The sequence below is a fragment of the Ruminococcus sp. 210702-SL.1.03 genome (assembly GCF_020559915.1).
Taxonomy (GTDB): Bacteria; Bacillota; Clostridia; order Oscillospirales; family Ruminococcaceae; genus YE71.
Map to the genome: position 1 here is coordinate 286942 of NZ_JAJCLZ010000001.1, position 26562 is coordinate 313503.

The 26562-nt window shown below is 50.5% G+C and carries 23 protein-coding genes and 1 tRNA gene; 4 read left to right on the top strand and 20 right to left on the bottom strand.

The genetic code is table 11. The annotated features are described in order from the left end of the window. Positions 1-24: 24 nt before the first annotated feature. The 14 genes from rpoD to LI114_RS01390 form a co-directional block, all read right to left on the bottom strand. Positions 25-1125 (bottom strand): RNA polymerase sigma factor RpoD, encoded by a 1101-nt coding sequence (gene rpoD, locus LI114_RS01325; RefSeq protein ID WP_227218700.1) that lies wholly within the window; start codon positions 1123-1125, stop codon positions 25-27. A 35-nt stretch (positions 1126-1160) separates the two neighbouring features. After that, on the bottom strand, positions 1161-2933 hold the full coding sequence (gene dnaG, locus LI114_RS01330) for a DNA primase (RefSeq protein ID WP_227218702.1): 1773 nt from the start codon (positions 2931-2933) through the stop codon (positions 1161-1163). 30 nt (positions 2934-2963) lie between these two features. Next, positions 2964-3959, bottom strand: a complete 996-nt coding sequence (locus tag LI114_RS01335) for a deoxyguanosinetriphosphate triphosphohydrolase (protein ID WP_227218704.1) — start codon at positions 3957-3959, stop codon at positions 2964-2966. Between the two features lie 197 nt (positions 3960-4156). After that, on the bottom strand, positions 4157-4783 hold the full coding sequence (locus LI114_RS01340; RefSeq protein ID WP_227218706.1) for a YigZ family protein: 627 nt from the start codon (positions 4781-4783) through the stop codon (positions 4157-4159). 92 nt (positions 4784-4875) lie between these two features. Further along, positions 4876-5076: a 50S ribosomal protein L31 gene (rpmE, locus tag LI114_RS01345; RefSeq protein ID WP_022127802.1), complete on the bottom strand. Its 201-nt coding sequence runs from the start codon at positions 5074-5076 to the stop codon at positions 4876-4878. A 184-nt stretch (positions 5077-5260) separates the two neighbouring features. Continuing rightward, positions 5261-6595 (bottom strand): sensor histidine kinase, encoded by a 1335-nt coding sequence (locus LI114_RS01350; protein WP_227218708.1) that lies wholly within the window; start codon positions 6593-6595, stop codon positions 5261-5263. A gap of 25 nt (positions 6596-6620) precedes the next feature. After that, positions 6621-7298, bottom strand: a complete 678-nt coding sequence (locus LI114_RS01355) for a response regulator transcription factor (RefSeq protein ID WP_227218710.1) — start codon at positions 7296-7298, stop codon at positions 6621-6623. A gap of 461 nt (positions 7299-7759) precedes the next feature. After that, entirely contained in the window at positions 7760-9196 is a 1437-nt protein-coding gene (locus LI114_RS01360) for a nicotinate phosphoribosyltransferase (protein ID WP_227218712.1), read from the bottom strand. Positions 9197-9228: 32 nt separating this feature from the next. Continuing rightward, the gene (locus LI114_RS01365) at positions 9229-9756 is read right to left on the bottom strand and encodes a cysteine hydrolase family protein (RefSeq protein ID WP_227218714.1); all 528 of its coding nucleotides are present in this window, start codon (positions 9754-9756) and stop codon (positions 9229-9231) included. Between the two features lie 480 nt (positions 9757-10236). Continuing rightward, complete coding sequence (locus LI114_RS01370; RefSeq protein ID WP_227218715.1) at positions 10237-10554, bottom strand: hypothetical protein; 318 nt, start codon at positions 10552-10554, stop codon at positions 10237-10239. 135 nt (positions 10555-10689) lie between these two features. Further along, positions 10690-11538: a hypothetical protein gene (locus LI114_RS01375; RefSeq protein ID WP_227218717.1), complete on the bottom strand. Its 849-nt coding sequence runs from the start codon at positions 11536-11538 to the stop codon at positions 10690-10692. A gap of 245 nt (positions 11539-11783) precedes the next feature. Further along, a complete protein-coding gene (locus LI114_RS01380) occupies positions 11784-12203 on the bottom strand; it encodes an Hsp20/alpha crystallin family protein (protein ID WP_022127809.1) in 420 nt (139 codons plus the stop codon). Positions 12204-12514: 311 nt separating this feature from the next. After that, on the bottom strand, positions 12515-13483 hold the full coding sequence (locus LI114_RS01385) for an SPFH domain-containing protein (protein WP_022127810.1): 969 nt from the start codon (positions 13481-13483) through the stop codon (positions 12515-12517). A 42-nt stretch (positions 13484-13525) separates the two neighbouring features. Further along, positions 13526-14020 carry an NfeD family protein gene (locus LI114_RS01390; RefSeq protein ID WP_227218719.1) on the bottom strand — a complete coding sequence of 165 codons (495 nt, stop codon included), beginning with the start codon at positions 14018-14020 and terminating at the stop codon, positions 13526-13528. A gap of 147 nt (positions 14021-14167) precedes the next feature. On the opposite strand from LI114_RS01390, the gene LI114_RS01395 reads away from it, so the two are divergent. Continuing rightward, positions 14168-14241, top strand: a tRNA-Pro gene (locus LI114_RS01395). Between the two features lie 150 nt (positions 14242-14391). On the opposite strand, the gene feoB is transcribed toward LI114_RS01395, so the two are convergent. The 4 genes from feoB to LI114_RS01415 all read right to left on the bottom strand — a co-directional run bounded on the left by feoB (position 14392) and on the right by LI114_RS01415 (position 18546). Then, positions 14392-16887 carry a ferrous iron transporter B gene (gene feoB, locus LI114_RS01400; RefSeq protein ID WP_227218722.1) on the bottom strand — a complete coding sequence of 832 codons (2496 nt, stop codon included), beginning with the start codon at positions 16885-16887 and terminating at the stop codon, positions 14392-14394. Between the two features lie 67 nt (positions 16888-16954). Next, entirely contained in the window at positions 16955-17176 is a 222-nt protein-coding gene (locus LI114_RS01405) for a FeoA family protein (protein ID WP_022127815.1), read from the bottom strand. 51 nt (positions 17177-17227) lie between these two features. Further along, positions 17228-17440 (bottom strand): FeoA family protein, encoded by a 213-nt coding sequence (locus LI114_RS01410; RefSeq protein ID WP_022127816.1) that lies wholly within the window; start codon positions 17438-17440, stop codon positions 17228-17230. A 251-nt stretch (positions 17441-17691) separates the two neighbouring features. Continuing rightward, positions 17692-18546, bottom strand: coding sequence for a hypothetical protein (locus tag LI114_RS01415; protein ID WP_227218724.1), 855 nt, complete (start codon positions 18544-18546; stop codon positions 17692-17694). Positions 18547-18754: 208 nt separating this feature from the next. Between LI114_RS01415 and LI114_RS01420 the strand changes: the two genes are divergently transcribed. Together LI114_RS01420 and LI114_RS01425 are read left to right on the top strand one after the other, a co-directional pair. Then, positions 18755-20587 carry a L,D-transpeptidase family protein gene (locus LI114_RS01420; protein WP_227218726.1) on the top strand — a complete coding sequence of 611 codons (1833 nt, stop codon included), beginning with the start codon at positions 18755-18757 and terminating at the stop codon, positions 20585-20587. A 14-nt stretch (positions 20588-20601) separates the two neighbouring features. Continuing rightward, entirely contained in the window at positions 20602-22350 is a 1749-nt protein-coding gene (locus LI114_RS01425) for a PASTA domain-containing protein (RefSeq protein WP_227218728.1), read from the top strand. A 72-nt stretch (positions 22351-22422) separates the two neighbouring features. Here the strand turns inward: LI114_RS01425 and metA are convergent, their stop codons facing one another. Both metA and LI114_RS01435 read right to left on the bottom strand, forming a co-directional pair. Then, complete coding sequence (gene metA / locus LI114_RS01430) at positions 22423-23349, bottom strand: homoserine O-acetyltransferase MetA (RefSeq protein ID WP_227218730.1); 927 nt, start codon at positions 23347-23349, stop codon at positions 22423-22425. Between the two features lie 201 nt (positions 23350-23550). Next, positions 23551-25452 (bottom strand): hypothetical protein, encoded by a 1902-nt coding sequence (locus LI114_RS01435; RefSeq protein WP_227218732.1) that lies wholly within the window; start codon positions 25450-25452, stop codon positions 23551-23553. 381 nt (positions 25453-25833) lie between these two features. On the opposite strand from LI114_RS01435, the gene LI114_RS01440 reads away from it, so the two are divergent. Next, the gene (locus tag LI114_RS01440) at positions 25834-26556 is read left to right on the top strand and encodes a hypothetical protein (RefSeq protein ID WP_022127822.1); all 723 of its coding nucleotides are present in this window, start codon (positions 25834-25836) and stop codon (positions 26554-26556) included. Positions 26557-26562 lie beyond the last annotated feature (6 nt).

Consider the following 26562-nt stretch of genomic DNA (forward strand, 5'->3'; position numbering starts at 1 on the left):
TATGATCTCCTTCCGAAAGGGGATTTAATCGAGGTAATCTTTTACTTTGTTGCTTCTATTCGGGTGACGCAGCTTTCTCAGCGCTTTCGCCTCTATCTGTCTTATGCGCTCGCGCGTTACCTTAAACTGCTGACCTACTTCTTCCAGCGTGCGCGATCTGCCGTCTATCAGACCAAAACGCAGGCGCAGCACCATCTCTTCGCGCTCGGTAAGGGTGGAGAGAACCTGGTTTATCTGCTCTTTCAGAGCTACCTGCGAAGCGGCTTCCTGCGGTGCGGGCGCGTCCTCGTCGGGGATAAAGTCGCCTAGGTGAGAGTCTTCCTCTTCGCCGATAGGCGTTTCAAGCGAAACGGGGTCCTGCGCTATACGCATTATCTCGCGAACGCGCTCTACGGGCATATCGAGGTACTCGGCTATGTCCTCGGGCGAGGGGTCGTGGCCGTTCTGGTGCAACAGCTGGCTCGAGGCCTTCTTTACCTTAGTGATAGTTTCTACCATGTGCACGGGTATTCTTATAGTTCTTGCCTGATCTGCGATGGCGCGGGTTATAGCCTGGCGTATCCACCATGTGGCGTAGGTCGAGAATTTAAAGCCCTTGGTGTAGTCGTACTTCTCTACCGCCTTTATCAGACCCATGTTACCCTCTTGGATAAGGTCGAGGAAGCTCATTCCTCTGCCGACATACTTTTTCGCGATGGAAACTACAAGTCGCAGGTTAGCTTCTGCAAGGCGCTTTCTCGCCTTAGCCGCCTCTTCCTCGTTGCCGCCAGACATCTTCTCGGCTAGCTGTATCTCCTCCTCGGGGGTCAGCAGCGGCACTCTTCCTATCTCTTTAAGGTAGATCTTTACGGGGTCGTCGATGGCTATGCCGTCGGTAGAGAGCCCGATGTCTATCTCCTCGGGGGCGATCTCGTCCTCGGGATTGATAAGGCTGAGCGAATCGTCGGGCACTATATCGTCTATTATCTCGATATGGTACTGCTCGCACGCTTCGTAAAAAGCGTCCATCTGCTCTACGTCAAAGTCTAGCTTTTCTAGGGCATCGGTTATCTCCTTAGTAGTAAGCTTGCCGTTAGCCTTGCCCTGCTCCATCAGGTTATCCATAATGCTTTTCTTATCCATCATCTATCTCTCCTTTTATATTCGTGCCGCTTGCGCGCTCACATCTTATTCTTCCTCATATTTTCTACCTTAGCGGCGAAATCGTCGTCTGAAAGCTCGCCGCCGCTCAGCTTTGGGCGGTATGCCAGCAGCCGCTGCACGCAGTCGTCCGCCACCTCGCGGGTTATGCCCTCGCGCCTGCCGCGCTCGAGTATCCGCGTCACCGCGCCTATCTCCTCGGGGGTGAACTGCTCATTCATTGAGCTTACCGAGTGGTCGCGCATGGCTTCCATCGAACTGCATATGAACTCATACACGCGCCGATTGAACTCCGTTACGAATTTCTCAGGCGGGCATATCTTCACTATCTCAGGGTAATAGTCCGGATTATTGTACAGATAGCAGATCAGCAGCTCTTCGGCGTTGGCTTCGCCGGGGTGCGCCGCCGCCTGCGGGTTTAAGGGGTCACGCCTATCAGCGAAACGCAGCATTTCCTGCGTCTGCTTTTTTTGCTTGCGGTAATATTCACGCCGAGCGGAGTTTTTTATCTCCTGCTCTAAAAGCTGATACTGCACGCCCAGCTCTTCCGCGACGCGGTGACCGTAAAGGTCGCGCTCTACGGGTGATCCAAGTGCGGCGAGTATCTTCACCGCGGCGTCCTTATACTCCAGCTTGCCCGCGTCGGTGGCGAGGTCAAGCCCGTTTTTCGCCTTTTGCAGACGAAATGTAACAGCGCCCGCCGCCTTTTCCAATAGCTGTTCAAAAGCCGCCGCGCCGAATTTGCCGATAAATTCATCGGGGTCTTTCGCGCCGCGCATCTGTATAACTGTGGTTTTAAGCCCCGCCGATGATAGTATGCCTATCGCTTTCTGAGTAGCCTTTTGACCCGCTTCGTCGGCGTCGTAGCATATGACTACCTCTTTAGCGTAGTTGGAGATAAGCTTCGCCTGCTCGGGGGTGAGCGCCGTGCCGCATGAAGCCACGGCGTTGTCAAAGCCCGCCTGCGTCAGCGAGATAACGTCGAGATTGCCCTCGCAGAGCAGCACCCTGCCGCTTTTCACGGCGGAATTTTTGGCGATGTTCATAGAGAACAGAAATTTATTTTTATTGTAGACCAAACTATCGCGCGAGTTTAGGTACTTGCGCTTATCGTCGCCCAGCGTGCGCCCGCCGAAGCCGACTATATGCCCCGTAAGGTCTATGAAGGGGAACATCGCGCGGTCTACGAAAAAGTCAAAGGTCTTTTTTGTGTTGTTTTTTGAGCGCGAGATCAGCCCCGCGTCCTCCAGCTCGCGCTCGGTATAGCCCAGCCCGAGCATATGCTGTTTCAGCGCGCTCCAGCTATTCGGCGCGCAGCCCATGCCGTAGCGCTTTATCGTCTGCGGCGAAAGGCGGCGAGTCTGCATCAGGTAGCTCACGCACTTAGCGCCCTCGGGCTTTGAGAGCTGGTGGTAAAAGAACTTCGCCGCGTCGCGGTTCATATCGTATATCTTCTTTCGCCGCTCAGCTGTATTGCCGCTGCCGCTTTGGCGGAAATCGTCCTCGGGCATCTCCATATTTGCGCGCTCGGCGAGCATTTTTATCGCCTCGACATAATCGAGGTTGTGATATTTCATTATAAAGCTGATAACATCTCCGCCCGCGCCGCAGCCGAAACAGTGGAAAAATTCGCGGTCGGGGTGTATATAGCAGCTGGGCGTTTTTTCGTTGTGAAAAGGGCAAAGACAAACGTAATCCCTGCCTGCGCGCTTGGTCGAAACATACTCGCCCATCACCTCGGCTATCGGGTTCGCCGCTTTCAGCCTTTCGAGAAACTCAGCCGAAAATGCCAATATATCATTTCCTTTCAGAAAACTTCCCGCTCAGCGCACGTTCCACGAAGCGGGCACATATATCTCTACAAATCTGTCTACCGCGTATTTGTCAGACATTCCCGCTATGTAGTCGCATACTGCCGTTTCTCTGCCGTAGCGCTCAGCGAGCGAGCGGTAAAGCTCGGGCAGCTTATCGGGGAATTTATAATAGTAGCTGTAAAGTCCGTCGAGCATAGAGTAGGTCTTTTTCTCCTCTGATTTGCAGGTCGGGTTGCAGTAGACGTTATCGAACATAAAATCCTTTAGCGCATCGTATGCGCGGCGGATATTCGGCGACATCTCCATACGGTAAACGCCGTTGTTCACAAGGTCGCTGACGAGGGTGGTTATGCGCTGAGATTTCGAGTGGCCCAGCACGCCCGTTATTTCCTCGGGAATATCCTCTTCGGTAAGAATATCCGCGCGGATAGCGTCGTCAATATCGTGATTAAGATAAGCGATAACGTCGGCGAAGCGCACTACTATGCCCTCTTTCGTTTCGGCGAACTGGTTCGTGTGTTTCAGTATGCCGTCGCGCACCTCGTAAGTAAGGTTCAGGCCATTGCCGTTATTTTCTATCAGCTTGACCACGCGCACGCCCTGCTCGTAGTGCTTAAAGCCGTTGGGATTTATGCGGTTGAGCGCGCGCTCGCCCGCGTGGCCGAAGGGCGTGTGCCCCAGATCGTGCCCCATGGCTATAGCTTCGGTAAGGTCTTCATTCAGCCGCATAGCCCGCGCGATGGTTCTCGCTATCTGCCCTACCTCAAGCGTGTGGGTAAGGCGGGTGCGGTAGTGGTCGCCGGTGGGGCTGAGAAAGACCTGCGTTTTCAGCTTCAGCCGTCTGAATGAATTGCAGTGTATTATCTTGTCGCGGTCGCGCTGGAACTCGGTGCGCAGGTCGCAGAGGGGCGCGGGGCGTTCCCTGCCGCGAGTCTTTGAAGAAAGGCAGGCGGCGTCGCAAAGGTATTTTGTTTCAAACTGTTCGTGAAATTCTCTTGGAAGCATTTGTCAGCACCTCCGTGATCGCAAAGCGGATAATATCCGTCAGAAAAAAATGTCAGCTAAAAAGCGGCGGGCGTGTGCCGAAAATTGTACACTTGTACAAGCGCAAGATCCCCCGCCTATATATTATACAAATTTCGCGCCGAAAATCCCTTTATTTCAAACTAAATTTGTGTATTTTTGTAGACTTGCACAAAATATCAAGAGAAATCCTCCATAATATCAGGCGTTTCATCTAATTGCAGTTTGCCGTTGGCGGCGTTTATAAGCTTTTCTTTAAATTTTTCGACAAGGTCTTTTTTTACGAGCATTACAAGTTCGACATCGCTGCCGAAATTTTCCTCCAGCATTTTGACCTCAAATTCGGGCATCAGCCGCGCTAATCTGCCGTAAAGATTGTAGTCGCAGCGCACGGTTATCTTCGAGCAGCGGCGCATTATCATAATATCCGCCGCCGAGAGCGCCTCGCGGCAGCTTGCCGAGTATGCCCGCGCAAGACCGCCCGTGCCGAGCAGTATGCCGCCGAAGTAGCGCGTTACCACAACGCAAATATCTGTAAGCCCTTCCTTTTTTATAGTTTCGAGCACCGGCACGCCGCCCGTGCCCTGCGGTTCGCCGTCGTCGCTGTAGCGCGATATGTTGCCATCGCGCAGGATATAGGCGTAAACGTTATGCCGAGCCTTACGATTGGCAGCTTTTACAGAATTTATAAACTCCACCGCCTGCTCTTCCGTTTCCACGGGCGCGGCCGAGGCTATGAAGCGCGAGCGCTTTTCCTCTATCTCGCCGCTGCATGACGAGCGCAGCGTCATGTATTCATCTGACATATTATACGCCCCTTTCGTGATATTTCAACAAAAACTGCGTGTGCAGAGTGTAAAAAAAGGGCGGCATATCAGCCGCCCCTTCAAATCGTGAATTAGTCGAGATTAAATCTCTTCTTAAATCTGTCAACACGTCCGCCGGTATCAACAAGCTTCTGCTTGCCGGTGTAGAACGGATGGCACTTAGAGCAGATTTCCACCTTAATATCCTTCTTGGTCGAGCGAGTCTTGATGACATTGCCGCAAGCGCAGGTAATGGTGGTCTCCTCGTATACGGGATGGATTCCTTCCTTCATTACAAACTTCCTCCTTCCAAACGAAAATTATGAACTCATAGAAGCCCATCAATTTATGTTCAGACAGTAGTTCTATGCAGCATTCAATAAATATAAAAGCCGTATCAACACGACCTTATATATTTTATCAGACTTTTATGCCTTTGTCAAGCATTTCACATTACATTTAACATTTTTTTAACATCTACTGCATATCCGAGATAACGTAAGGCAGCTCTATCACAAAGCACACGCCGCCGTCGTAGAGGTTTTCGACAAATATTTTGCCGCCGCAGAGGTCTACCACGCGGTGCACCAGCGCTAATCCCAGACCATTGCCCTCAGTCTTGCGCGAATTGTCGCCCTGATAGAATTTGTCGAAAATTTTCTCGGCGACCTCAGGCGGTATCTGCGGGCCGTCGTCGGAAATGCGAACGGTTATGTTCTTATCGGTGCGGAAAAGGCGCACGCCTATATGGCCGTTTTCGGGCGTGAATTTTATCGCGTTGTTGATGATATTCTGCCATATCTGCGCCATAAGCTCCTCGCTGCCGAAGTAGTAAACGCTGTCCAGCTCTATATTCAGCTCGATGTTTTTCTTCGTCCACTCAGGCTCCAGCACAAGCAAAATCCTGCGTATCTGCTCGTCGATGGAAAAGCGCGTTTTGTTGCTTACTGTAGTCTGATTTTCCAGTTTTGAAAGGCGCAGTATATCGGTCGTCAGTTTCGAGAGCCTGCCCGTTTCGTTCACGATTATCTGAGTGTACTCGCGGCGGTCGGCATCGGATAAGTTATCGTCCTGCAAAAGCTTTGCAAAGCCCTGTATAGAGGCTAGCGGCGTTTTGAATTCGTGCGAAACGTTGCTGATAAAGTCGCCGCGCAGCGACTCTATGCCCGAAAGCTCCTGCGCCATTTTGTTGAAGTTATTGATGAGCACGTTCAGCTCGGCGTCTTTGCAAAGCGGTACGGTAACGTTGAAATGTCCGCGGGATACCATAGCCGTAGCGCCCGTGAGGTTGCGGACGGGGCGGAGTATGCGGCGGGTGAGAAATACAGTAAGCACAGAGCCTAAGATTATGCTGACCATAAGCGCTATCAGCATAGCCATTATCGTCATCCAGTAGTAGTTGTCTTTGGCAAACGATGTAATGCTGAGATACTCGCCGTTTATAACGGTATAGCCCACCACCGTAGGTATAAATCCCGTGACCTCGACGTAGCAGTTGTGCTCGGAAGCCTCGATCTTAACGCGGTAATACTCGGTGCTTTTCGGCTTTATGACGGTAACTTCCGAGGTGTCGTTATTGCATATCGAGATTATCTCGCTGGTGGTATACTTTCCCACGCTTTCAAGCCGCTTCATCGAGTTTGCGAGGGTAACTATCTGATTTTCGATGTTGCCTACCAGCGAGGGGCGCATTATAAGCATAAGCGCCGCCAGCGAAATGATGGATGACACCAGCATTACTACAAGGAACATCAGCGCAAATTTGAATTGCAGGGTGGTCTTGCCCGTTTTGATCTTGGTCGCTTTTTTCATCAGTTCACGTCCGTTTCGTAATGTCCTACTTTTTCTTTACAGCCTTGTATCCAAGCCCGCGCACCGTCACGATGTCGAAATCATCATTAGGCGTATAGCGCTCGCGCAGGCGCTTTATGTGAACGTCTACCGTGCGCTCGTCTACTTCGCTCTCCAGCCCCCAAAGTTCGTCGAGAAGCTGGCGGCGGGTGAAGATCTTGTTCGGGTACGAGAGCAGCTTGAAGAGCAGCATAAACTCTTTGTTCGGTATAGTTTCGGGCGACTTGCCCTCAAACGTGACTGTAAGCGCGTCGTAATTCAGGGTGCAGCTTCCGACGGTAAGGGCGTGGTCGGAAGCCATTTTTGCGCGGCGCAGCAGCGCGCCCACGCGCAGTATCATCTCGTCGATATTGATAGGCTTTACCATGTAATCGTCCGTGCCCGCCATAAAGCCCTTTTGCTTATCGGTAAAGCTGTCCTTCGCCGTTACCATCAGCACGGGCATTTCGTAGCGTGCAGCGCGAAGCTGTTTTACCAGCTCGTACCCGTCGATCTTCGGCATCATTATGTCCGAGATCACGAGGTCTACCGATATGCGCTCCATAACGTCAAGCGCGTCCTCACCGTCTACCGCGGGGTAAGGCATATAGCCGTTTTGCTTGAGCGCCGCGCACATCAGCTTGCGCAGGCTGTCGTCGTCCTCTGCTACAAGAATCGAAAACATTCTTTTTTCCTTTCTTAAAAAGCTAATTGTTAAGTTTTTGTAAACTCTTGTGTTTTAATCAAAATTGCCCTTTTGTGACCCGATAATTCATATTCGGTTCACACAGGGGTGCTAATATATAGTTGTCGGAAGGATAAGGCGCAGATGTGCCGAAAACTTCCCGCCTGTCGGTTTAGGTTAGAGTTCAGAAGATGTTATCTTCCCCCCTCTCACCGGTCTGCAAAGATCGCAGATAGAGTTTTCTGAACTTTAACCCAAACCGACAAGCGTAACTTTTGAATTAACCTTATCCCTTTCATAATTCTATAAAAAATTAATGCTCATTACCACGCCGAAATTGTAGTGAGCGTTAATTTTTTTATGGCAAAATTTATAGCGAAGATAAAAAAGCTGCCGCGGCATTTCTGAGCCGTAGCAGCTTTTATCCGCTTTATACGTTTTATCAGCAGCTTTTTGCAGGCTCAGAGCTTTTCCGCAAGAAGCTGATTTTTTATGCTCCAAAGCTTTTTTGAGAGGTCTACATAGTACTTATGCGGATTCTCGAAGCGCTTTATCTCGTCCCAAAGGGTGTCCACCTGCGCCGCGCAGTACTCGCATATCTCCTTGTACGTCGGCTCTTTGTAGACCTGCTTTCCGTTTATGAATATCGGCTGCAGCAGCTCTTTCGCGGTGAAATTTCTCACCATTTTCTTTTTCCAAGTGTAATCGGGGTCGAAAATGACGAGATCGCGGCTCTCGTCGATCTTTTCGTCGAACACACAGAGCTGATCGGCTATCGCCTTTCCGCTGTCGCGGTCGTAAAGGCGGTACACCTTTTTATAGTGCGGCGTAGTGACCTTGCTTACGTTTTCAGAGATTTTTATCTTAGGAACTACCTTGCCGTTTTCCTCAACGGCGCAGAGCTTGTAAACTCCGCCGAATACGGGGTAGGAGCGCGAGGTTATCAGCCTTTCGCCTACGCCGAAAAGGTCTACCTTAGCGCCCTGATATATCATATCTCGAATGATGTATTCGTCCAGTGAGTTTGAAGCAACTATCTTGCAGTCGGGGTAACCGGCGTCGTCGAGCATCTTGCGGGCTTTTTGCGAGAGGTAAGTAATATCGCCCGAATCGATCCGCACGCCCTTAGGCCGGCAGCCCATAGGCTTCAGCACGGTATTGAAAGCGCGGATGGCGTTCGGTATGCCGCTCTCAAGCACGTTGTAAGTATCTACCAGCAGTGTGACATCGTTCGGATAGCATTTGCAGTAGGTCTTGAAAGCCTCATACTCGTCGTCGAACATCTGCACCCAAGAGTGCGCCATAGTGCCCGTAGCGGGAAAGCCGAAAAGCTGATCGGTTATAGTGCAGGCGGTAGCAGCACAGCCGCCTATGCCCGCAGCCCTAGCGCCGTAGATAGCGGCGTCAGCGCCATGTGCGCGGCGAGAACCGAATTCAGACACCGCCCTGCCCTGCGAAGCGCGAACGATCCTGTTAGCCTTAGTAGCTATGAGCGACTGGTGATTTATCATCAGCAGCAGATACGTTTCCACAAGCTGCGCCTGTATAGACGGCGCGCGGACGGTTATCAGCGGCTCGCGCGGGAAAACTACCGTGCCCTCGGGAACTGCGTAAATATCGCCCGTAAATTTGAAATCGCGGAGGTATTCGAGAAAGCCCTCGTCGAAAGTATTCTTTGAGCGCAAAAACTCTATATCCTCATCGGAAAAATGCAGGTTTTTGATATACTCGATCACCTGCGAAAGTCCGCAGCAGATGGCAAAGCCGCCCTCATCGGGCACGTCGCGAAAAAAGAGATCGAAGTACGAGATCTTATCCTTCATGCCGCTGACGAAATAGCCGTTGCCCATAGTAAGCTCGTAGTAATCACAAAGCATGGTGTAATTATATGGATTCATAGCGCAGACCCCCTGCCTTTATCCGCAGTGCCTTATTCGGGGCGAACTACGGTTATCTGAAGACCCTCCATAACGTCGTAAGCCTTAGCCTCAAGCTCGGCGTCGGGAGCGGCGGTGTACTCGGTATTTATGATGACCTCGGTCTCGGGCAGCGCGGTCTTTATCATTACGGCGTTTGCGAGAACGCACATATTGGTAACTACGCCTACCAGCTCTACGGTATCGTAAGACTTAAATTTCAGGTGATCTGCAAGCTCGAGCGAGCCGAAGGTATCCTTATAAAATACCTTATCCTTATCGGTGCGCTCTTTAGCGGTAAAGCCGTAAAGACGGTGGCCGGGAGTGTCCTCTATGCAGTGCTCTACGGGCAGCTTTCTGCCCTCCTGAGTAGTAAGGTAATCTTCCTGATGAGTATCCATAGTGTAGATAACATCTCCGCCCTCTTTGCGGTAATCGCGGATCTTATGCGCTATCTTTCTGTCGAGCGCCTCTGCGCCCTCAAATCCCAGAGAACCGTTTACAAAATCGTTCTGGTAATCAACAACAACAAGCAGTTTCATATATGCTCCTCCAATTCAGAGATCCGCTGCGGTGGATCTTTCCGCGCGGTCATTATCATTCATAAAAGCCTTTCGCTGCGTGGTGAAATTATTTGCAGCGATAGGCTTAAAGGCAGCACCGCACAACTATTGTGTACGAGATTGCGTGGTTCAATTTATAATTGAACCGTCAGATTTTTCGTCAGATTGCCAAAAGCCGACGCAGGCTAACTCGCGTTAGTCAAGGAGGTTTTTGGTGATATGGCGGAAAACTGTTTTAGCTACGCAAAAACTCAAGCAAGGCGTGCACAAAGCCGCTAGGCGGTAGTTGTGCGGTGCTGCCTTAATCATTATAACATTTTTTTCTCGTTTTGAAAAGGGATAACGCCCTTTCGGCATATACTTTTTACATTTCATTCATATTTGATACACACGGGATATTTCTGCGTGCAAAAAAAGCGCCCCGCGCAGCAGCACGCAGGGCGGCATTTTCTCGACTCATCAGCGAAGTATGTCGTCTACTATACTTTCAGCAGCGTCAAGCCCGTCGTCGATACCGTCGGCAACATCGTCGCCTACGCGGTCGGCTTTAGACATCAGCGTATCGCCGCTCTCGCTGCGCGAACTGCTTGAGGAGGACTCGCTCTTCTTAGAGGTGGCAGCCTTTGAAGTGTCGGTCATCTCGTCCTTATCGGCTGCGGAGGAAACTTTGCCCTCAGACGAAGCGTTCGACGAAACATCGCCTTCGTTATCGCCGCAGGCGGTGAGCATTGCAGCGGCGGTGAGCGCCGAGAGAATGAATGCAAACATTTTTTTCATATCTGCGTTGATCCTTTCTGAATTTGATTTGCCAGAACTTTACGGCTGAAAATATTATCTGCAATAAATCACCAAATATACGAAAACAGGCGAGCCGTTTTTTCAGCCCGCCTGCAAATTTTCCAAAATTTTGATTTAATAAAATCTCTTCTTAGCCTTTACTATCGCGAATGCCACCGCGCCGCCTACTACGAGAATTGCGGCTGCTATCACGATGATTATTCCTACCGAGCCGCCCTCGCTGGACTTTTCCACCTCGCTGGTGTCTACGGTAGTCTGCTTTTTGTTCTGCTTAATAACGTCGCCCTTGTCAGAAATAGGTGCGTTGGCGTTGTAGGTGTCGAGAGTAACAACAGGGTTCGCGTCGCCATCGGTAGCGTACAGCAGAGAGAGGTTGTCGAGATACATAACGTCGCCGGTGTAAGCCTGCGCCAGCGGAACTTTTATCAGTATCTCAGTAGTCTTTGTGTCGGTGGGGATAGTGATAAACTGCTTCTCGTAATTGTTTACATTTGAAGCGGCAGAGTAAGCTATCGTCTTTATCGTCGGGGTGGTAAGCTCCTTATCGGCGTTCTGACCGAAAACGTATGCCTTATCCTCGTTCAGCAGGCCCTCGATATTCACGTTAAATCTTGTGTAGAAGCTGAGGGTGTAGCCGTCGAAATTATCCAGCCCGAATTTCTCAGCGCTGAGCATTATGCCCATGCTGTCCTCAGAGCCGCCCGCGTAATCGGGAGGGTTGGTAAGGTTTGCCGTCAGCTTTGCCGAAGCGCCCTGATAGACTACGTCGCGCTCGCTCTTCAGCGAATAAGCGCCGCTGCCCGTATCATCGAAAACGTCGATGTACTTGCTCCAGTCATCGCCGTCGAAAGCGAGGGTAGGCGCAACATCTTCGCTCGTATCAGCTGAAGTTGTAAGCGCGGCAGCGCCCGAAAGAGCCACGCCGCATATAAGCAGTGCAGAAACAAATTTTTTCAGTATCATTTCAAAGTTTTTCCTTTCACGATTTTTTCGCTGATTATTTATCCAATTATATTTTATACCAAAATATTGATTTTGTCAATACTTTTAGCTGTCAGCATGGCACATTCCACGATTTGAACAAGTGTGTAATCGTATCAAGACATTTATAATGTAATTTCACAAAAAAGGAGCGGCTCTCCCGAAACCGCGTTCGGAAAAGCCGCAGGAATGATCGATCAGTTTAGCAAGCTTTAAGTCGGATGTTATCATCTGACTTCAAGGCGCTTGACCTCGGGCTGAGCCTTCTGCTTTTTCGGCATAGTCATGTAGAGAATACCGTTTTTGTACTCAGCGTCGATCTTGTCGGCGTCGATACCGCTTATGTCGAAGCTGCGCTGGTAAGAGCCGTAGCTGCGCTCGCGGCAAACGTAATTATCGCCGTCCTTTTTCTCTGAGGAATCGCTGTGCTCGGCGCTCAAAGTAAGCGTATTGCCCGAAATATCGAGCTTGATGTCGCTCTTCTCAAAGCCGGGCAGCTCAGCCTCCATCAAATATTTATCGCCCTCGTCCTTGATATCGGTTTTGAAGGCTGCGGGAGCCATGCCGCCGAAGAAGTCGTTCTCAAAATCGTGAAATGCGTTGAATAAGTCAAAGCTTTTTCTCTCAAAAGGTGTAAGTCCATACATAAGTCATGCCTCCAATTTCTATATTTCTTTTTAATTGACCAATTTGTATGATGTTTGATTGTTGATGTTTGATGTGAACTATCTGAATATCTTTTGTTTCATTCGTTCCATCGGTACCATTTCCTTTCCTCTTTCTTTAACTATATGATACGGCTCTTGTTTGAAAAATAAGTTACCGATATGTGAAAGTTTGATGAAATTTAGCACTCACATTTTGAGAGTGCTAAAAAGTTTGCATTGGCTCACTCGGCGGATGTGCATAAAAATATCCCCGCGCATTTTGGCTCTGCACGGGGATAAAATTCTAAAGATCAGTTCTGAGTAAATCTCTTAGGCTTTACAGCGGTAACGTCCTTATCGTCGGTGATAACGCCTTTAAGACCAGCCGCAAGACCTGCAAGACCCTGTATCTCGCTGGGTATGATGATCTTGGTAGCCTGACCATCGGCAGCCTTTTCAAAAGCCTCAAGGCTCTTGAGCTGGATGACCGCCTCGTTCGGGTTAGCCTCATTCAGCTTTCTGATACTATCGGCAAGAGCCTGCTGTACCATTTCGATAGCCTGCGCTTCACCCTCTGCCTCGAGTATCTTCTGCTGCTTTATAGCGTCTGCCTGAAGTATCTTAGCTTCCTTTTCAGCCTGCGCGCGGAGTATCTTCGACTCCTTTTCGCCCTCTGCAACGAGCACCTGCGACTTCTTCTCAGCCTCAGCCTGAATTACCTTTTCGCGGCGCTCACGGTCGGCCTTCATCTGCTTTTCCATCGAATCCTGTATCTCAGGGGGCGGGATGATATTTTTCAGCTCTACGCGCTGTACCTTTATGCCCCAGCGGTCGGTAGCTTCGTCAAGCTCGCGGGTGATGTTGCCGTTGATATAATCGCGCGAAGTAAGAGTAGCTTCGAGGTCGAGGTCGCCGACGATATTTCTCAGCGTGGTAGCTGTGAGGTTCTCTATCGCCTTGATAGGACGCTCAACGCCGTAGGTGAACTGCATAGCGTTAGTTATCATGAAGAAAATTACGGTGTCGATCTTCATAGTTACGTTATCCTTAGTGATAACGTCCTGCGGCGGGAAGTCGATCACCTGTTCCTTTAGGTTCACGCGCTTTGCGATAGTGTCGATAAAAGGTATCTTGATGTGCAGGCCTGTGCCCCACGAAGCGTGGTAAGCGCCCAGACGCTCAACTACATACACATACGACTGCGGAACGATCTTGATATTCGAGATGATGATTACCAGCAGCACCAGCACGATTATCAGAATTACATATAATGGATCCATTTGCTGTTTTCCTCCTTAATATAAACGGCTCTCGCCGAGTGTTTACTTAGCCACGATGAGCTTAGCGCCTTCGACCTTTTTGACGGTAACTACTTCGCCCTTCGCTATGTCGTCGCCGTTTTCCGAGCGCGCCGCCCAGTCAACTCCGTCGAGCTTTACCCTGCCCTCGCCGGTACGGCTGCAAAGAGCCTCGATAACTACGGCAGATTTGCCGATGTCGTAATCCTCGTTCGGGTCGGGCGCTTTGTTCTTTTTCATGCGTTTAACGAGCGCGCGGGTCGCGGCGAGAAGCAGCGTACTGCCTACCACGAAGATAACGAGCTGCCAAATAAAGCTCAGCCCCGCGAGCGCGGCGAACATTGCGAGCAGCGCGGCTATCGCGAACCAAATGGACACGAGCGCGTTTAACGTTACCGCCTCAGCCACAGCGAAAACCAGAAAAGCTATCGCCCAGCCAAGCACCTGCGTGTTTGAAACGAACGAATCTATTATCTCTTTCAAAGCCTTTCTCTCCTTTCCAAGGTCTGTGAGCGCCATTTGCGCCGAACCTTTTTACAATTATAACACAAAGTTTACGAAATTGCAATAGTCGGCGGGCAATTTACAGAATTTTTATGTGGAATTTTTTCTGCCAAAGCCCTTGACACGAGCGAAAAACTATGCTATAATATTATAGTCAAAAAACGGGATGTAACTCAGTTTGGTAGAGTGCTTGCTTTGGGAGCAAGATGCCGCAGGTTCAAGTCCTGTCATCCCGACTTTTGTGTCAGCCTTTCGCTTCGGCGGGGGGCTGAATTTTTTGTGCGCAAATACAAAAACCCCGCCGACTTCGATCTTCCGAGGCCGACGGGGTCTTCTTTATACAAAAATGTCAGTATGTAAATGTCACACTTTATTTTCGGTTTTTATCAAGCGTTTACCTTAACGCTGCCCTTGAACTTGGTCGCTTCCTTGTAAGGTCTTGCCAGCATATAGATGATAAGAGCGATAGCTGCGATAGCTACGATAAGTCCGATAACGTTGACGCTGCCGGTGAAGAGCAGGCCGAGCTGGTTTACGATAAGAGCGATGAGGTAAGCAAAGCCGCACTCATAGCCGATAGCGAACCAGAACCACTTGATGTTGTTCATCTCACGCTTGATAGCGCCCATCGCTGCAAAGCAGGGTGCGCAGAGCAGGTTGAAGATGAGGAAGCTCATGCCGCTTACGCTGGTGAACGCCGCTGCGATAGCGCTGTAAACAGTGCCGTCGCCGCCGCCATAGAGGATACCCATAGTACCAACGATATTTTCCTTAGCAACAAGTCCGGTAACTGCCGCAACAGTAGCCTGCCAGTTGCCCCAGCCGAGAGGTGCGAATATCCAGCAGATGCCCTTGCCGATCTTAGCAAGTATGCTTGCGTCCATCTGGTCTTCGGTCAGCATTCCGAAGCTGCCGTCTACCCAGCCGAAGTAAGAGGTGAACCAAACTACGATAGTCGAAAGCAGGATGATAGTACCCGCCTTCTTGATGAACGACCAGCCGCGCTCCCACATCGAGCGAAGTACGTTGCCTACGGTAGGCATATGGTATGCAGGAAGCTCCATTACGAAAGGTGCGGGGTCGCCCGCGAACATCTTAGTTTTCTTGAGCATGATACCCGAGATTATGATAGCCGCGATACCGATGAAGTATGCGCCTACTGCTACGAATGCCGAGCCGCCGAAGATAGCGCCTGCGATCATAGCGATGAAAGGAGTCTTAGCGCCGCAGGGGATGAACGTAGTAGTCATTATGGTCATACGTCTGTCGCGCTCGTTCTCGATAGTTCTGGAAGCCATTATTCCGGGGATACCACAGCCCGTACCGATAAGTATCGGGATAAAGGATTTACCCGAAAGACCGAACTTTCTGAAAATCCTGTCCATTACGAAAGCTATACGAGCCATGTAGCCGCAAGCCTCGAGGAATGCAAGGAGGATAAAGAGTACCAGCATCTGAGGTACGAATCCGAGTACCGCGCCTACACCGGCTACGATACCGTCGATGATAAGACCATTCAGCCAGTCAGCGCAGTTAACTGCGTCAAGGCCCTTCTGGATAAGTACAGGTATACCGGGGACCCATACGCCGTAATCAGCGGGGTCAGGCTCACCCTCAGCAAACTTATCGCAGGCTTCGGTCAGGTCTGCCATAGTAGCAGTTTCGGTAGTAACTTCAAGAGTTTCTTCGTCTTCTACGTCGTACTTGAAATCCGAGCTGTATTCAGCAGTTTCCTCCATGATAGCTTCCTTAGCGGCAGCGCCGTCGAAATCGTCAGCCTCGGTGTCGATTAGAGCTTCGAGGTCTGCGGTGTCAACGCCCTGGTCAGCCAGATAAGCAACATAGCCTTCTATGATAGCGTTAGTATCGCCGTAATCTTCCGCGGCAGCCTCAGCGTCGGAAGAGCCGATGCCGAAGAGGTGCCAGCCGTCGCCGAACAGACCGTCGTTAGCCCAGTCGGTAGCGGCAGAGCCGACGGTTACCATCGAAATGTAGTATACGATGAACATTACTACTGCGAAGATGGGAAGACCCAGCCAGCGGTTTGTAACGATCTTGTCGATCTTATCAGAAGTGGTAAGTCCGCCCTGATTTTTCTTCTTCAAGCAGCCGCCGATGATGGAAGCTATGTAAACGTAGCGCTCGTTGGTGATGATAGACTCAGCGTCGTCGTCCATCTCAGCCTCGGCAGCCTCGATGTCCTTTTCAACGTGATCTCTTACCGACTGAGCAAGTCCGAGCTTTTCAATGACCTTTTCGTCGCGCTCAAAGATCTTGATAGCGTACCATCTCTGCTGCTCCTCGGGCATATTGTGAACGCAAACTTCCTCGATATGTGCGATAGCGTGCTCTACGCAGCCGCAGAAAGAGTGCTGAGGTATCATCTTTTCGCCGCTCTTAGCAGCTTCAACAGCAGCCGCAGCAGCTTCCTTTATACCGGTACCCTTCAGCGCCGAGATCTCTACTACCTTGCAGCCGAGTTCTTTTTCGAGCTGCGCAAAGTTGATAACGTCGCCGTTTTTCTTTACAACGTCCATCATGTTTACAGCCGCTACAACGGGTATGCCCAGCTCTACCAACTGAGTGGTGAGGTAAAGGTTTCTTTCGAGGTTAGTACCGTCGATGATGTTCAGTATAGCGTCAGGACGCTCGCTGATAAGGTAATTTCTCGCAACTACTTCCTCAAGGGTGTAGGGCGAAAGCGAATAAATACCGGGAAGGTCGGTGATGGTAACGTCTTTATTGCCTTTCAGCTTGCCTTCCTTTTTTTCTACCGTAACGCCGGGCCAGTTGCCTACGAACTGATTTGAACCCGTAAGAGCGTTGAACAGTGTGGTTTTGCCTGCGTTCGGATTTCCCGCAAGCGCGATCTTAATCTCCATCTGATCCAATCCTTTCAAAAATGTTAGCCTAGTCTAACTATTTGACATGATACGAGGAAGACCCGCATCAAACTATCTCGACGAACTCTGCGTCAGCCTTTCTGAGCGAAAGCTCATAGCCGCGTACAGTGATCTCGATAGGATCTCCCAAAGGCGCTACCTTGCGGATATAAATATCCACTCCCTTAGTAATGCCCATGTCCATGATCCTGCGCTTTACAGCGCCCTCGCCGCCAAGCTTTTTCACCTTAACGGTCTGTCCGATCTTAGCATCTCTCAATGTTGCCATCTATCGTTTACCTCCTCATACATAAGATACAGCGTAAAAACGCTGATAAATTTACACCATTATTTTAACAGCCATTTCCTTAGAAACAGCTACTCTGGTCTCTTTTACGTTTACGATAACGTTGCCGCCCATCTCGCTGATGACCATTACGTCAGCACCGGGCACGAAGCCCAGATTTTCAAGAAACTTTCTTGTAGCCGCGTTTCCGCCGACTCTTTTTATGCTGTGCTCTTCGCCTACGTTCGCCATTGTTAATGGAAGCATATCCCACGCCTCTTTTCATTTGTTTTTAGAGTTACTATGTTACAAAATTGTATGTTCTTATGGGTTTACATAGTCTAACTCTTTACCATATATAAGATTAGCACAAGCTAACCGATTTGTCAACCCCTTTTTTCGCACGTTTTTCATTTTCGTAACATTAAACAAAAACGGGTTAGAATAACCTAACCCGTTTTATATAAAATTGATCTTGTCTAATTTTTCTTAATATTTCGTCAATATGAACGGAAATATCAGGCAGTTTTTACATTATCGTTTTCTGAGGAAGAGCTTCCCGCGGCGCTTTCCTGCCCGCTTTCAGCTGAAGAACTGCTCTCGCCGCCGAAGATATTTTTCAGCTCAGCCGTCATATCTTCGCCCGTATAGCTTTTGCCGTCCACCGTGCACTCGGTAACTTTCAGGTCGCTGAGCGCGAAGCCGTCAAGCGATACCGCGAACACCAGACGGAATTTCTTGCACTCCGCCACCACGGTTATCCTGCCGGAGCTTTCGCTCTCGCTCCACTTTATCTCGTTGCCGTCCGCGTAAGCTTCAAGTCTGTCTTTTATGCTTTCCAGCGCCGCCGAGCCGCCTATGTCCTCAAGCCCGCTTATCGCCGCCACGCTGCTGTCCTGCACATACGCGAGCTTATCATCGTCATCCATCATACGCACCTGCACAAATCCGTTATTGACGGCGGCGTAGATGGTCAGGATAACAAGTATCACAAACGGCGCTGCGCCCATACCCGTATTTTTGCCGCGTTTATAAATATATAGGTGCGGAAGTATCAGCGAGCCGCCTAAGCGCATATCGCCCGCGCCCGCCTTTTTGAGATAGCGCCTATCGGCTATGCAGGCAAGGTAAAGCGCCGCTACGGCCGTAACCCAGACGATAACGCCCAGTTTGAAAGAAGTAGCCGAGAAAGCCTCGATAAACAGCGCGATGATAGGCACAGCCACCGCAAACCACACGCGCGAATTATCATAGCGCGGGGTCTGCCGACGGGAAAAATCAAAGCCGTTATTGTATTGGTTGTATTGGTTATACTGATCGAACTGTCCATTTTGGTTGAATTGATTATATTGGTTGAACTGACCGTTCTGCATAAGCGCGGACACCTTTCGTTTTTATTTGTATTTATATCGTAACCATTATAACACATATCGCGCCGCAAGTCAAACATTGTTACCGTTTTTTAAATGAAATAAATTCGGAAATTGTTGCTTTTTTTAAAGCCTTGTGTTATAATAAGGTATGACAGCAAAATGCGCCGCTTCGGCGCGAACGATTACCACAGGAGTGTGATATATAAAAATGAGCGAAAGAAACGATAATATACAAAACGCACAGCACGGTGTAAAGGGCGGCATGAGCAAGGAAGAAATGGCCAGAAAGATAGCGGGAAACCTTTCTTCATATTCCGCCGACGATGTGCAGTACCGTGAGGACGCCAGACGGCGCGCGGCGGTGCACACTGAATTTGCGGGCGAGTGCGCGCCGGTGAACAATCCGTATCTCAATTTTTCAAATGAGCGCAGGCAAGGCTCTTCGTCAGGCAGACCCGCGGGCGGAAGATCTTCAAAGTCGGGAAAATCTTCAAAGTCGGGCAAGTCGGCGGGCAGCAGGAAGAAAAGCTCTTCCGCCAAGGGCGGCTCTAAAAACGCGCGCAAAAAGAAGAAAAAGAAAAACAAGCAGCGCCGCGTACTATCGGCGGTGATAACCCTTACCGTGATGCTCGCGGCTGTTGGCGGCGGCGGTGCTTTTTGGTACACCCACGGCAAGGCGAAATATGATGGCGTGTTTCTTGACAACACATTTATAAACGGCACTGAGGTAAGCAGGAAAACGCCGAAAGAGGCTGCCGAGCTGGTAAAGCAGGACTCGGATATGCCCGATGTGATAACCCTTACCCGCCCCGACGGAAGCGACGTGCGCATACCGCTCAGCGACATCGGTCTGAAAGACAATCTGCAAAGCTCGGTGGATAATTTCTACAAGGAGCAGAACCATTCGCAGTGGTTCACCGCAAAATCGCAGAAGAGCGAGTACAGCTTCAAGCTAGATTTCAGCTACGATGAAAAGAAGCTGGATAAAGAAATAAACCGCAGGATAGTAGAGGGTCAGGCGAGCGTAGAGCCTGAGGACGCGTATATACAGCGCACGGGCGACGGCTTCGAGATAGTGCCCGAGGTAGTGGGCAACGGCATCGACGAAGACAAGGTGCAGGTGCTTTACGATTACATCGACGGCTTCTTAGAGCGCGGCGAGTACTCGATAAATCTTTCAAACTGCAACTGCTACGATACGCCTAACGTTAGAAGCTCAGACCTTAAAGAACAGCTAAATCAGCTCAATTCGCTTTACGATACCGAGTTTACTTTCGACTTCATATACACCACTGAAACGCTTTCGGGCAGCCAAGTTATCGACTGGATAACTTTTGAGAACGACAACCCGCTCGACGGATACACCGTTGACAAAAAGAAAGCTATGGCGTATGTGGAAGAGCTTGCGGACAAGTACGACACCTATGGCAAAGACCGCACTTTCAACTCTACCTCGCGCGGAAAAATGACCATCGAGCAGGGCGAGGGCGATTACGGCTGGTGGATAGACCAAAAAAAGACCTGCAATCTGCTGGTAGACCTGATAGAGGACGGTGTAAGCGTTACCACCGAGCCTTACTACTACACCAACCCCGATTCGCAGTACACATACACCTGCAACCCTAAAGTACGCACCGCTGACGACGACATCGGCGACACATACTGCGAGGTAGACCTCAAGAAACAGCATTTCTGGTACTACAAAAAAGGCAAGCTGGAGTACGAGTGCGACATAGTTTCGGGCAAGCCAACCCCCGAGCGCAACACGCCGGGCGGAGTTTACAAGCTATGGTACAAAGAGCTGAACAAAGTTCTCAGCGGCTCGACCTCGGCGGGCGAAACATGGTCTACGCCTGTAACATTCTGGAACAACATCTCGACATTCGGCGTGGGTCTGCACGACGCCACATGGCACACCTCGTTCGGCGGCTCGAGATACGTCAACTACGGCTCGCACGGCTGTATAAATATGCCTTACGACGCCGCGAAATTCGTTTACGATAACGTAGAGCTTAACACGCCCGTAATAATGTACTGGTAAAGGAGGCGGCAGATATGGCATTATATTGCAGGAAATGCGGCGCGAAATTGGAAGACGGCGCGCGCTTCTGCCGAGCCTGCGGCGAAAAAGTACCCGAGCAGTTCACTCAGCAGGAGCAGGAGAATTACGGTCAGTACGACCAATACCGCCCCGCCGATGATTACAGCACCATGTACGCGGGCGGCGAAAGCTTTAACGATACGCAGTATCAGCAGGATCAGCAATATCAGAACGATTATCAGCAGGACAGCTATCAGCAAAATGATTATCAGCAGGGCGGATACGGTCAGCCTTACGGTGCTCCGCAGGACGAGCCTCAGGGCTACTACGACAACAGCGGCGAGATGCGTCAGGCGCGCAGCCCTATACCTATAATAGTGCTGGTCATCTGCATGATATGCGCTACGGCGGTATGCCTGATATTCCTGCTTGCCGCGCCGCGCAAAACTGAGGACAACAGCAAAAAGGACAAGGGCGGCGAGATAACTATCTCGCAGACGCAGACCACCCCGACAACTACTGCGCAGACGGAAGTCCCGCCCGCAGACAGCGAGGACGATGATGACGGCGAGGACAGCGAAGCGTCCACCGCTACAAACGTGATAGTTCCAGACCTCAAGGGCTGGGATTACAACAACGTTGTCGGCAAATACGGCGACAAGCTGAGCTTCGTGAAAAAATCCATCTACTCTGACAGCGTGAGCAAGGGAATAATAATCTATAATGCGCGCGTTGGCGAAACAGTCGCGCAGGGCACAACGATAGAAGTTACCGTGAGCCTTGGGCCAAAGGGCGGCACTACATCAGCCGCCGTGCCGAACGTTATAGGCAAAAGCTACTCCGAAGCGGAGAAAGCCGTAAAGGCGGCGGGCTACAAAGTCAACAAGAAAGAGAAATACAGCAATTCCGTCGCTAAGGGCAAGGTAATAAGCACCGACCCGAAAGCGGGCACTGCGCTCACGGCGGGCAAGAGCGTTACCATAACCGTCAGCAAGGGCAAGAAAAACACTAAGGTAACTATCCCCTCGGTAGAGGGCGCGGACTACAACACCGCAAAGAGCCGCCTTACCAAAGTGGGGCTGAAAGTAAAGCGCAAGGACGTTTACGACGAAGCTTACGACAAGGGCACTGCCACCCGCACCGACCCGAAAGAGGGCACTAAGGTGGAAGCAGGCTCTACCGTAACCATCTACGTCAGCAAGGGTTCGCAGTACAAATTCGTCACCGTGCCGAACGTTATCGGTCTGAGCGAGGAAAAGGCTACGGAAAAGCTGCTGAAACTGGAGCTTGACCCCGACATCAACTACGACTACACCGTAGATAAGAGCAAGGGCGTGCTTTCGCAAGACCCTTCGGGCGGCGAGAGAGTAAGAGAAGGCTCTGCCGTAACGCTGACCATCGCGGCGGGCAAAGCGGAAACTAAGACCTATACCCTGCCCGAGAGCCAATATCTAAAAAACGGCAATTACAGGATAATGCTCTTTGACGCAAATACATACTATGAAGACGACATCGACCCGAACAGCGACAAGCCCGCTTACGAGGTGAAAACGCAGAACGGATTTGTGATGAAAAACGGCGAGCAGACCAGCAATACCGACATCAGCTTCGACATCAAGGTACTGGGCAGCGCTGAATACTACGTTGTGATACAAAACAGCTCTACGAAAGAATTTGTAGTGTACGGCACTATCACATACTATGACGGCGCATTTACCGACGACGGCTTTGACGAGGACGGTCTTGCCGAAATAGCAGATTAAATATCAAGCAAATACAACAGCCGCACGGGCGTGAAAACCTGTGCGGCTGATCTTTTTGATGTTGAATTTCTGTCAGATGCTGATAGGCTCGAGCTTGCCCAGATCATACGGCGTTTTCTGATAAACGCAGTGGTTCAGCCAGTTTGCGTAAAGCAGGTTCGCCGAACAGCACCAGTTGAAGCGAGGCACGGCGTTTACATCGCCATAGGGGAAATAGTGGCGCGGCTTTTTCGGGTTCAGTCCGCGCTGTATATCGCGCTGATACTCTTTCGCGAGGGTGTCGCGGTCGTACTCGCAGTGACCCAAAATAAATATCTGCCGCTGAGAGAGGTCGGAGATTATGTGCACGCCCGCTTCTTCAGACTCGCAAAGTATCTCCAGCTCTTCCACTTTCTGCACATCTTCCTTGCGTATCTCGGTATGGCGCGAATGGGGGCAGAAAAATGTATCGCCAAAGCCTTTGAGCAGAGGGTGGTTCTTATCGAGAGCCTTATGCAGAAAAACGCCAGAGATCTTGTTTTCAAGCAGATATTTCGGCACGCCGTAGTGGTAATAAAGCCCCGCCTGCGCGCCCCAGCAAATGTGTATAGTGGAGTAAACGTGCGTTTTCGTCCATTCAAAAACGCGGCAAAGCTCATCCCAGTAGTCAACTTCCTCAAACTCCATCTGCTCTACGGGCGCGCCCGTGATGATGAAGCCGTCGTAGCGGTTATCCTTTACCTCGTCGAAAGATTTATAGAATTTCAGCATATGCTCCTGCGGGGTATTTTTCGGCACATGGCTTGTCTGCACCAGGTCGATGTCGACGTGCAGAGGGGTGTTTGAAAGCAGTCGCAGAAGCTGCGTTTCGGTAACTATCTTATCGGGCATGAGGTTTAGTATCGCTATCTTCAGCGCGCGAATATCCTGATGCTCGGCGCGGTTTTCCGGTATTACGAATATGTTTTCGTCCTCCAGCGTAGCGAACGCGGGAAGATTATCGGGTATCTGAATAGGCATATTTCTATCACTTCTTTTTTCATATTTTCTGTTCTTTATTACATTAGATTATTATACCACAAAAATCAGCCGTATGCAAGCGCCGCGCTTTAAATTCAGCTTTTTTTAACATATCGACAATATAAGCAAAAAAAGAAAGACCGCATTTTCGGCGATCTTTCTTCCCCTATTCATATCTATAAAAAATCAATGCTTGTTGGCTTATAACAGACCGTAAAGGAACATTACTGCAAACACCGCCAGGCAGACTGCCAACACGCCGAGCAGCGCGAAGATAGTCCTGCGGTTCTGCTTTTCCTTTTCCTTGTTTTTCTTGAACTGCTCTATCGCGCTGAAAGCGTAGTTCTTGCCCGCGCCGCCGGGATTGAGCATATCGTCGATCTTTACGTTGCGGTATCTCTCCTCGCGGGTGAGCTTTCTCGGCGTCATTTCGTAAGGCGCGGCGAGCAGCTTATCATTGTACTTATCCATGTTAATAGCGTCCATAGAAACGTTGTTCTTCGCGGGCGCTTCGAGCGAATCGCCGTTTTTTATAGCGTGGCGGGTATCTACGCTCTTCATCGTTTCGCCGCGGCTTTGGTTCGAGCGCAGCATTTCGATAAGCGCGTTGGTGTAGAGGTTCTCGTCCTCTTCCTCGCTTTCCTCCTCCATAATGGCGGCGGCGCGCTCCTCTTCCTTCTTCTCAGCTTCCTTTACGAGCTTGGTAAAGCCGTTCGGCGAGCGGCGCTCGTGCTTCTGCGCGGCGGCTTCCGACTTATTTTTCGCAAAAGGATTTATGCTGTTGAAATCGCTCTGAGTCTGAGCTGTCTGCTCCTGCGGCTCTTCGGCGGCCGCCTGCGACCTCATGCTGCGGAAAGATCTTCTCGGGGCAGAGGGCTGCGGCTGAGCGGCGCTCTCGTTATCCAGCTTGAGCGGCTCGGGCTTGGGCGCTACGGGCTGAGTAGGCTTTGGCGGAGCTTTTTTCTCCTCGGCAGGCTCAGCGGAGCGGCGTTCCATACGTCTGCGCGGAGCGGGGCGCTGCACGGGCTTCGGCTCTTTCGCAGGTGCGGGAGCAGGCTCCGGCTCGGCAGGCTTTTCGGGCTGCACCTCTGCGGGCGCAGGCTCTTCATATGCCGGCTCAGGCTGCGGCTCTTCATAAGCGGGCTGCGGCGCAGGTTCTTCGTATACAGGCTCGGGAGCGGGCGCAGGCTCTTCGTAAGCGGGCTGGTCCTCCTCGCAGACCTCTTCGGGCGCTTCCTCAGCAGGCTCTTCGGCATTGAGCACTTCCGCGTCGAGCGGCGCGTTTGAAGCCTCGGCAAAAGAGTTGCTCTCCGCTTCTTCGGTATCGGTGGAGTAGTGCATCATCTTGCCCGTCTTGATGTCGAAATATTCCTCGCCGTCTTTCAGCGCTATTTTCAGCTTAGGCGCAGGCTCGCCATCTTTAGGCAGATTGCCCTGCGGAATGTCTATGTACTCAAACTCCTCGTTCACGTCGATCTTGGCGCACTCCAGTATCTCGGTAGCGGTAGTGCACTTCATCGAGCCGCGCACCATTTCCTTGATGGGCAGCAGGATTATCTGGCAGAATGTGCTGTAAAATGATTTGTACACCGCCATGCCGGGGTCTATCATCTCCTGCGGGAAGCGGCTGTCAAAAAATTTCGACCACTGGTCGGGTGAAGAGAGTATCATGCTGTCGATATGCTTCGCGAGCTGTATCCAGAGGTCGCGCTCCTGCATCTCGCGGTCATTTATAATGAGCCACATATAGCAGCGCAGGAAGCAGTCGTAGCAGGTAATGTCGCGCAGGTTGAGCGCTATATCGTCGATATTGAGCGACACCGAAAATTCGGGGTCGGAGTATGCAAAACAGCGGTAGCCGTTTGAAGAAAGTTTGGCGTAAGCAGTCTTTAGCGTTTGTGCCGAGCGCGAGAACGGCGGCAGCGAATCGAAATCAAAGTCGGTCTTGTAATTAGATATTTCGCCATTTTCCGACATATCAAGCATTTTCTGATAGCTGCGTTCTATCTCCTGCATTGGCGTATTTACAGCCACACCAAGTATTCTGAAAGGGTTATAGGCGAAAAGCTCCATAGCGGTGATGCCTATTGAAATATTTGACATATTGCGATCAGCCCCCTGTTTGGAATTTTAAGAAATTTATTGTTACGATATTGTTTATTCAGCGCAAACTGAAATATAGTTCAAATATTTAATTTATTTTCAGCAGAAAAACACTCTATATAGATTATAGCAAATTTCCCAGTGCTATTTATCAATATATATTTAACAACTAATGAACATATAATGAACTTATTACAAGTCTATCATCTGTTAAAATTTAATTTTTTGTTAAATGCGCCGAAAATCATTGCAATTGACGTAAAAATCGTGTATAATAGTAATAAGTAAGTGCGCCTATATGCAGAAAGCTCACGGCGGCACTTCATTACACTACGCTATTTAAGATGTATAATATAAAAATTTATGAAAGGGGAGTTTTTTATGGGACTATTCAGCAGAAGAAAATCTGCTCAGCCAGCCGCACCGAAGCCCGCGCAAAAGCCCGCCGCCGCGCTAGACCCGAATGAGATCTGGAATACGCCTAAAAAAACTGCTAAAGTAAAAGAATCAAAATTTGCAGACGAAACTACCGAAGCGCTCGCAGAGCCTGTTTCAATAGACCCCGAAACCATCAAGAAGAAAATGGAAGCGCTGGAGCGTGAGCTGGAGGAGCAGAAGAACAAGCCTGCCCAGAGCTACGAGCCCATCGCCTCAGTAAAGGACGACGAAGTTGTTTCGGCGCAGGCGAAGTACGAGGAGCAGTACCGCATCGAGCACGAAAAGTACCTCGCGAGCCACCATCAGGACATCGACTCCGCCGACTCTGCCGACGTTGACAGCAAGATCAGCCACATGGTGGAAGAGCACAACCGCGCCGAGGAAGAAACTAAACGCAATCTCGGCAACATAGAGGGCGCTGACCCCGAGCAGATAGCAAGCGGTCTTAGCTCGCTGGGCGTGGCGAAGGACGTTACCCTCGACGCTGATTACAAGAACATAAAGGAAGTTTCCGCCGACGAAGTAGCCGAAAAGCTGAGCGGACTGGGCGTTGCGAAGGACGTTACCCTCGACGCCGACTACAAGAACATAGAAGAGATCTCGGCCGAGGACACCGAAGCTATGACGCGCGAGTTCCTCGAAAAATACGGTTCGCGCAAAGCGTGAGCGTAA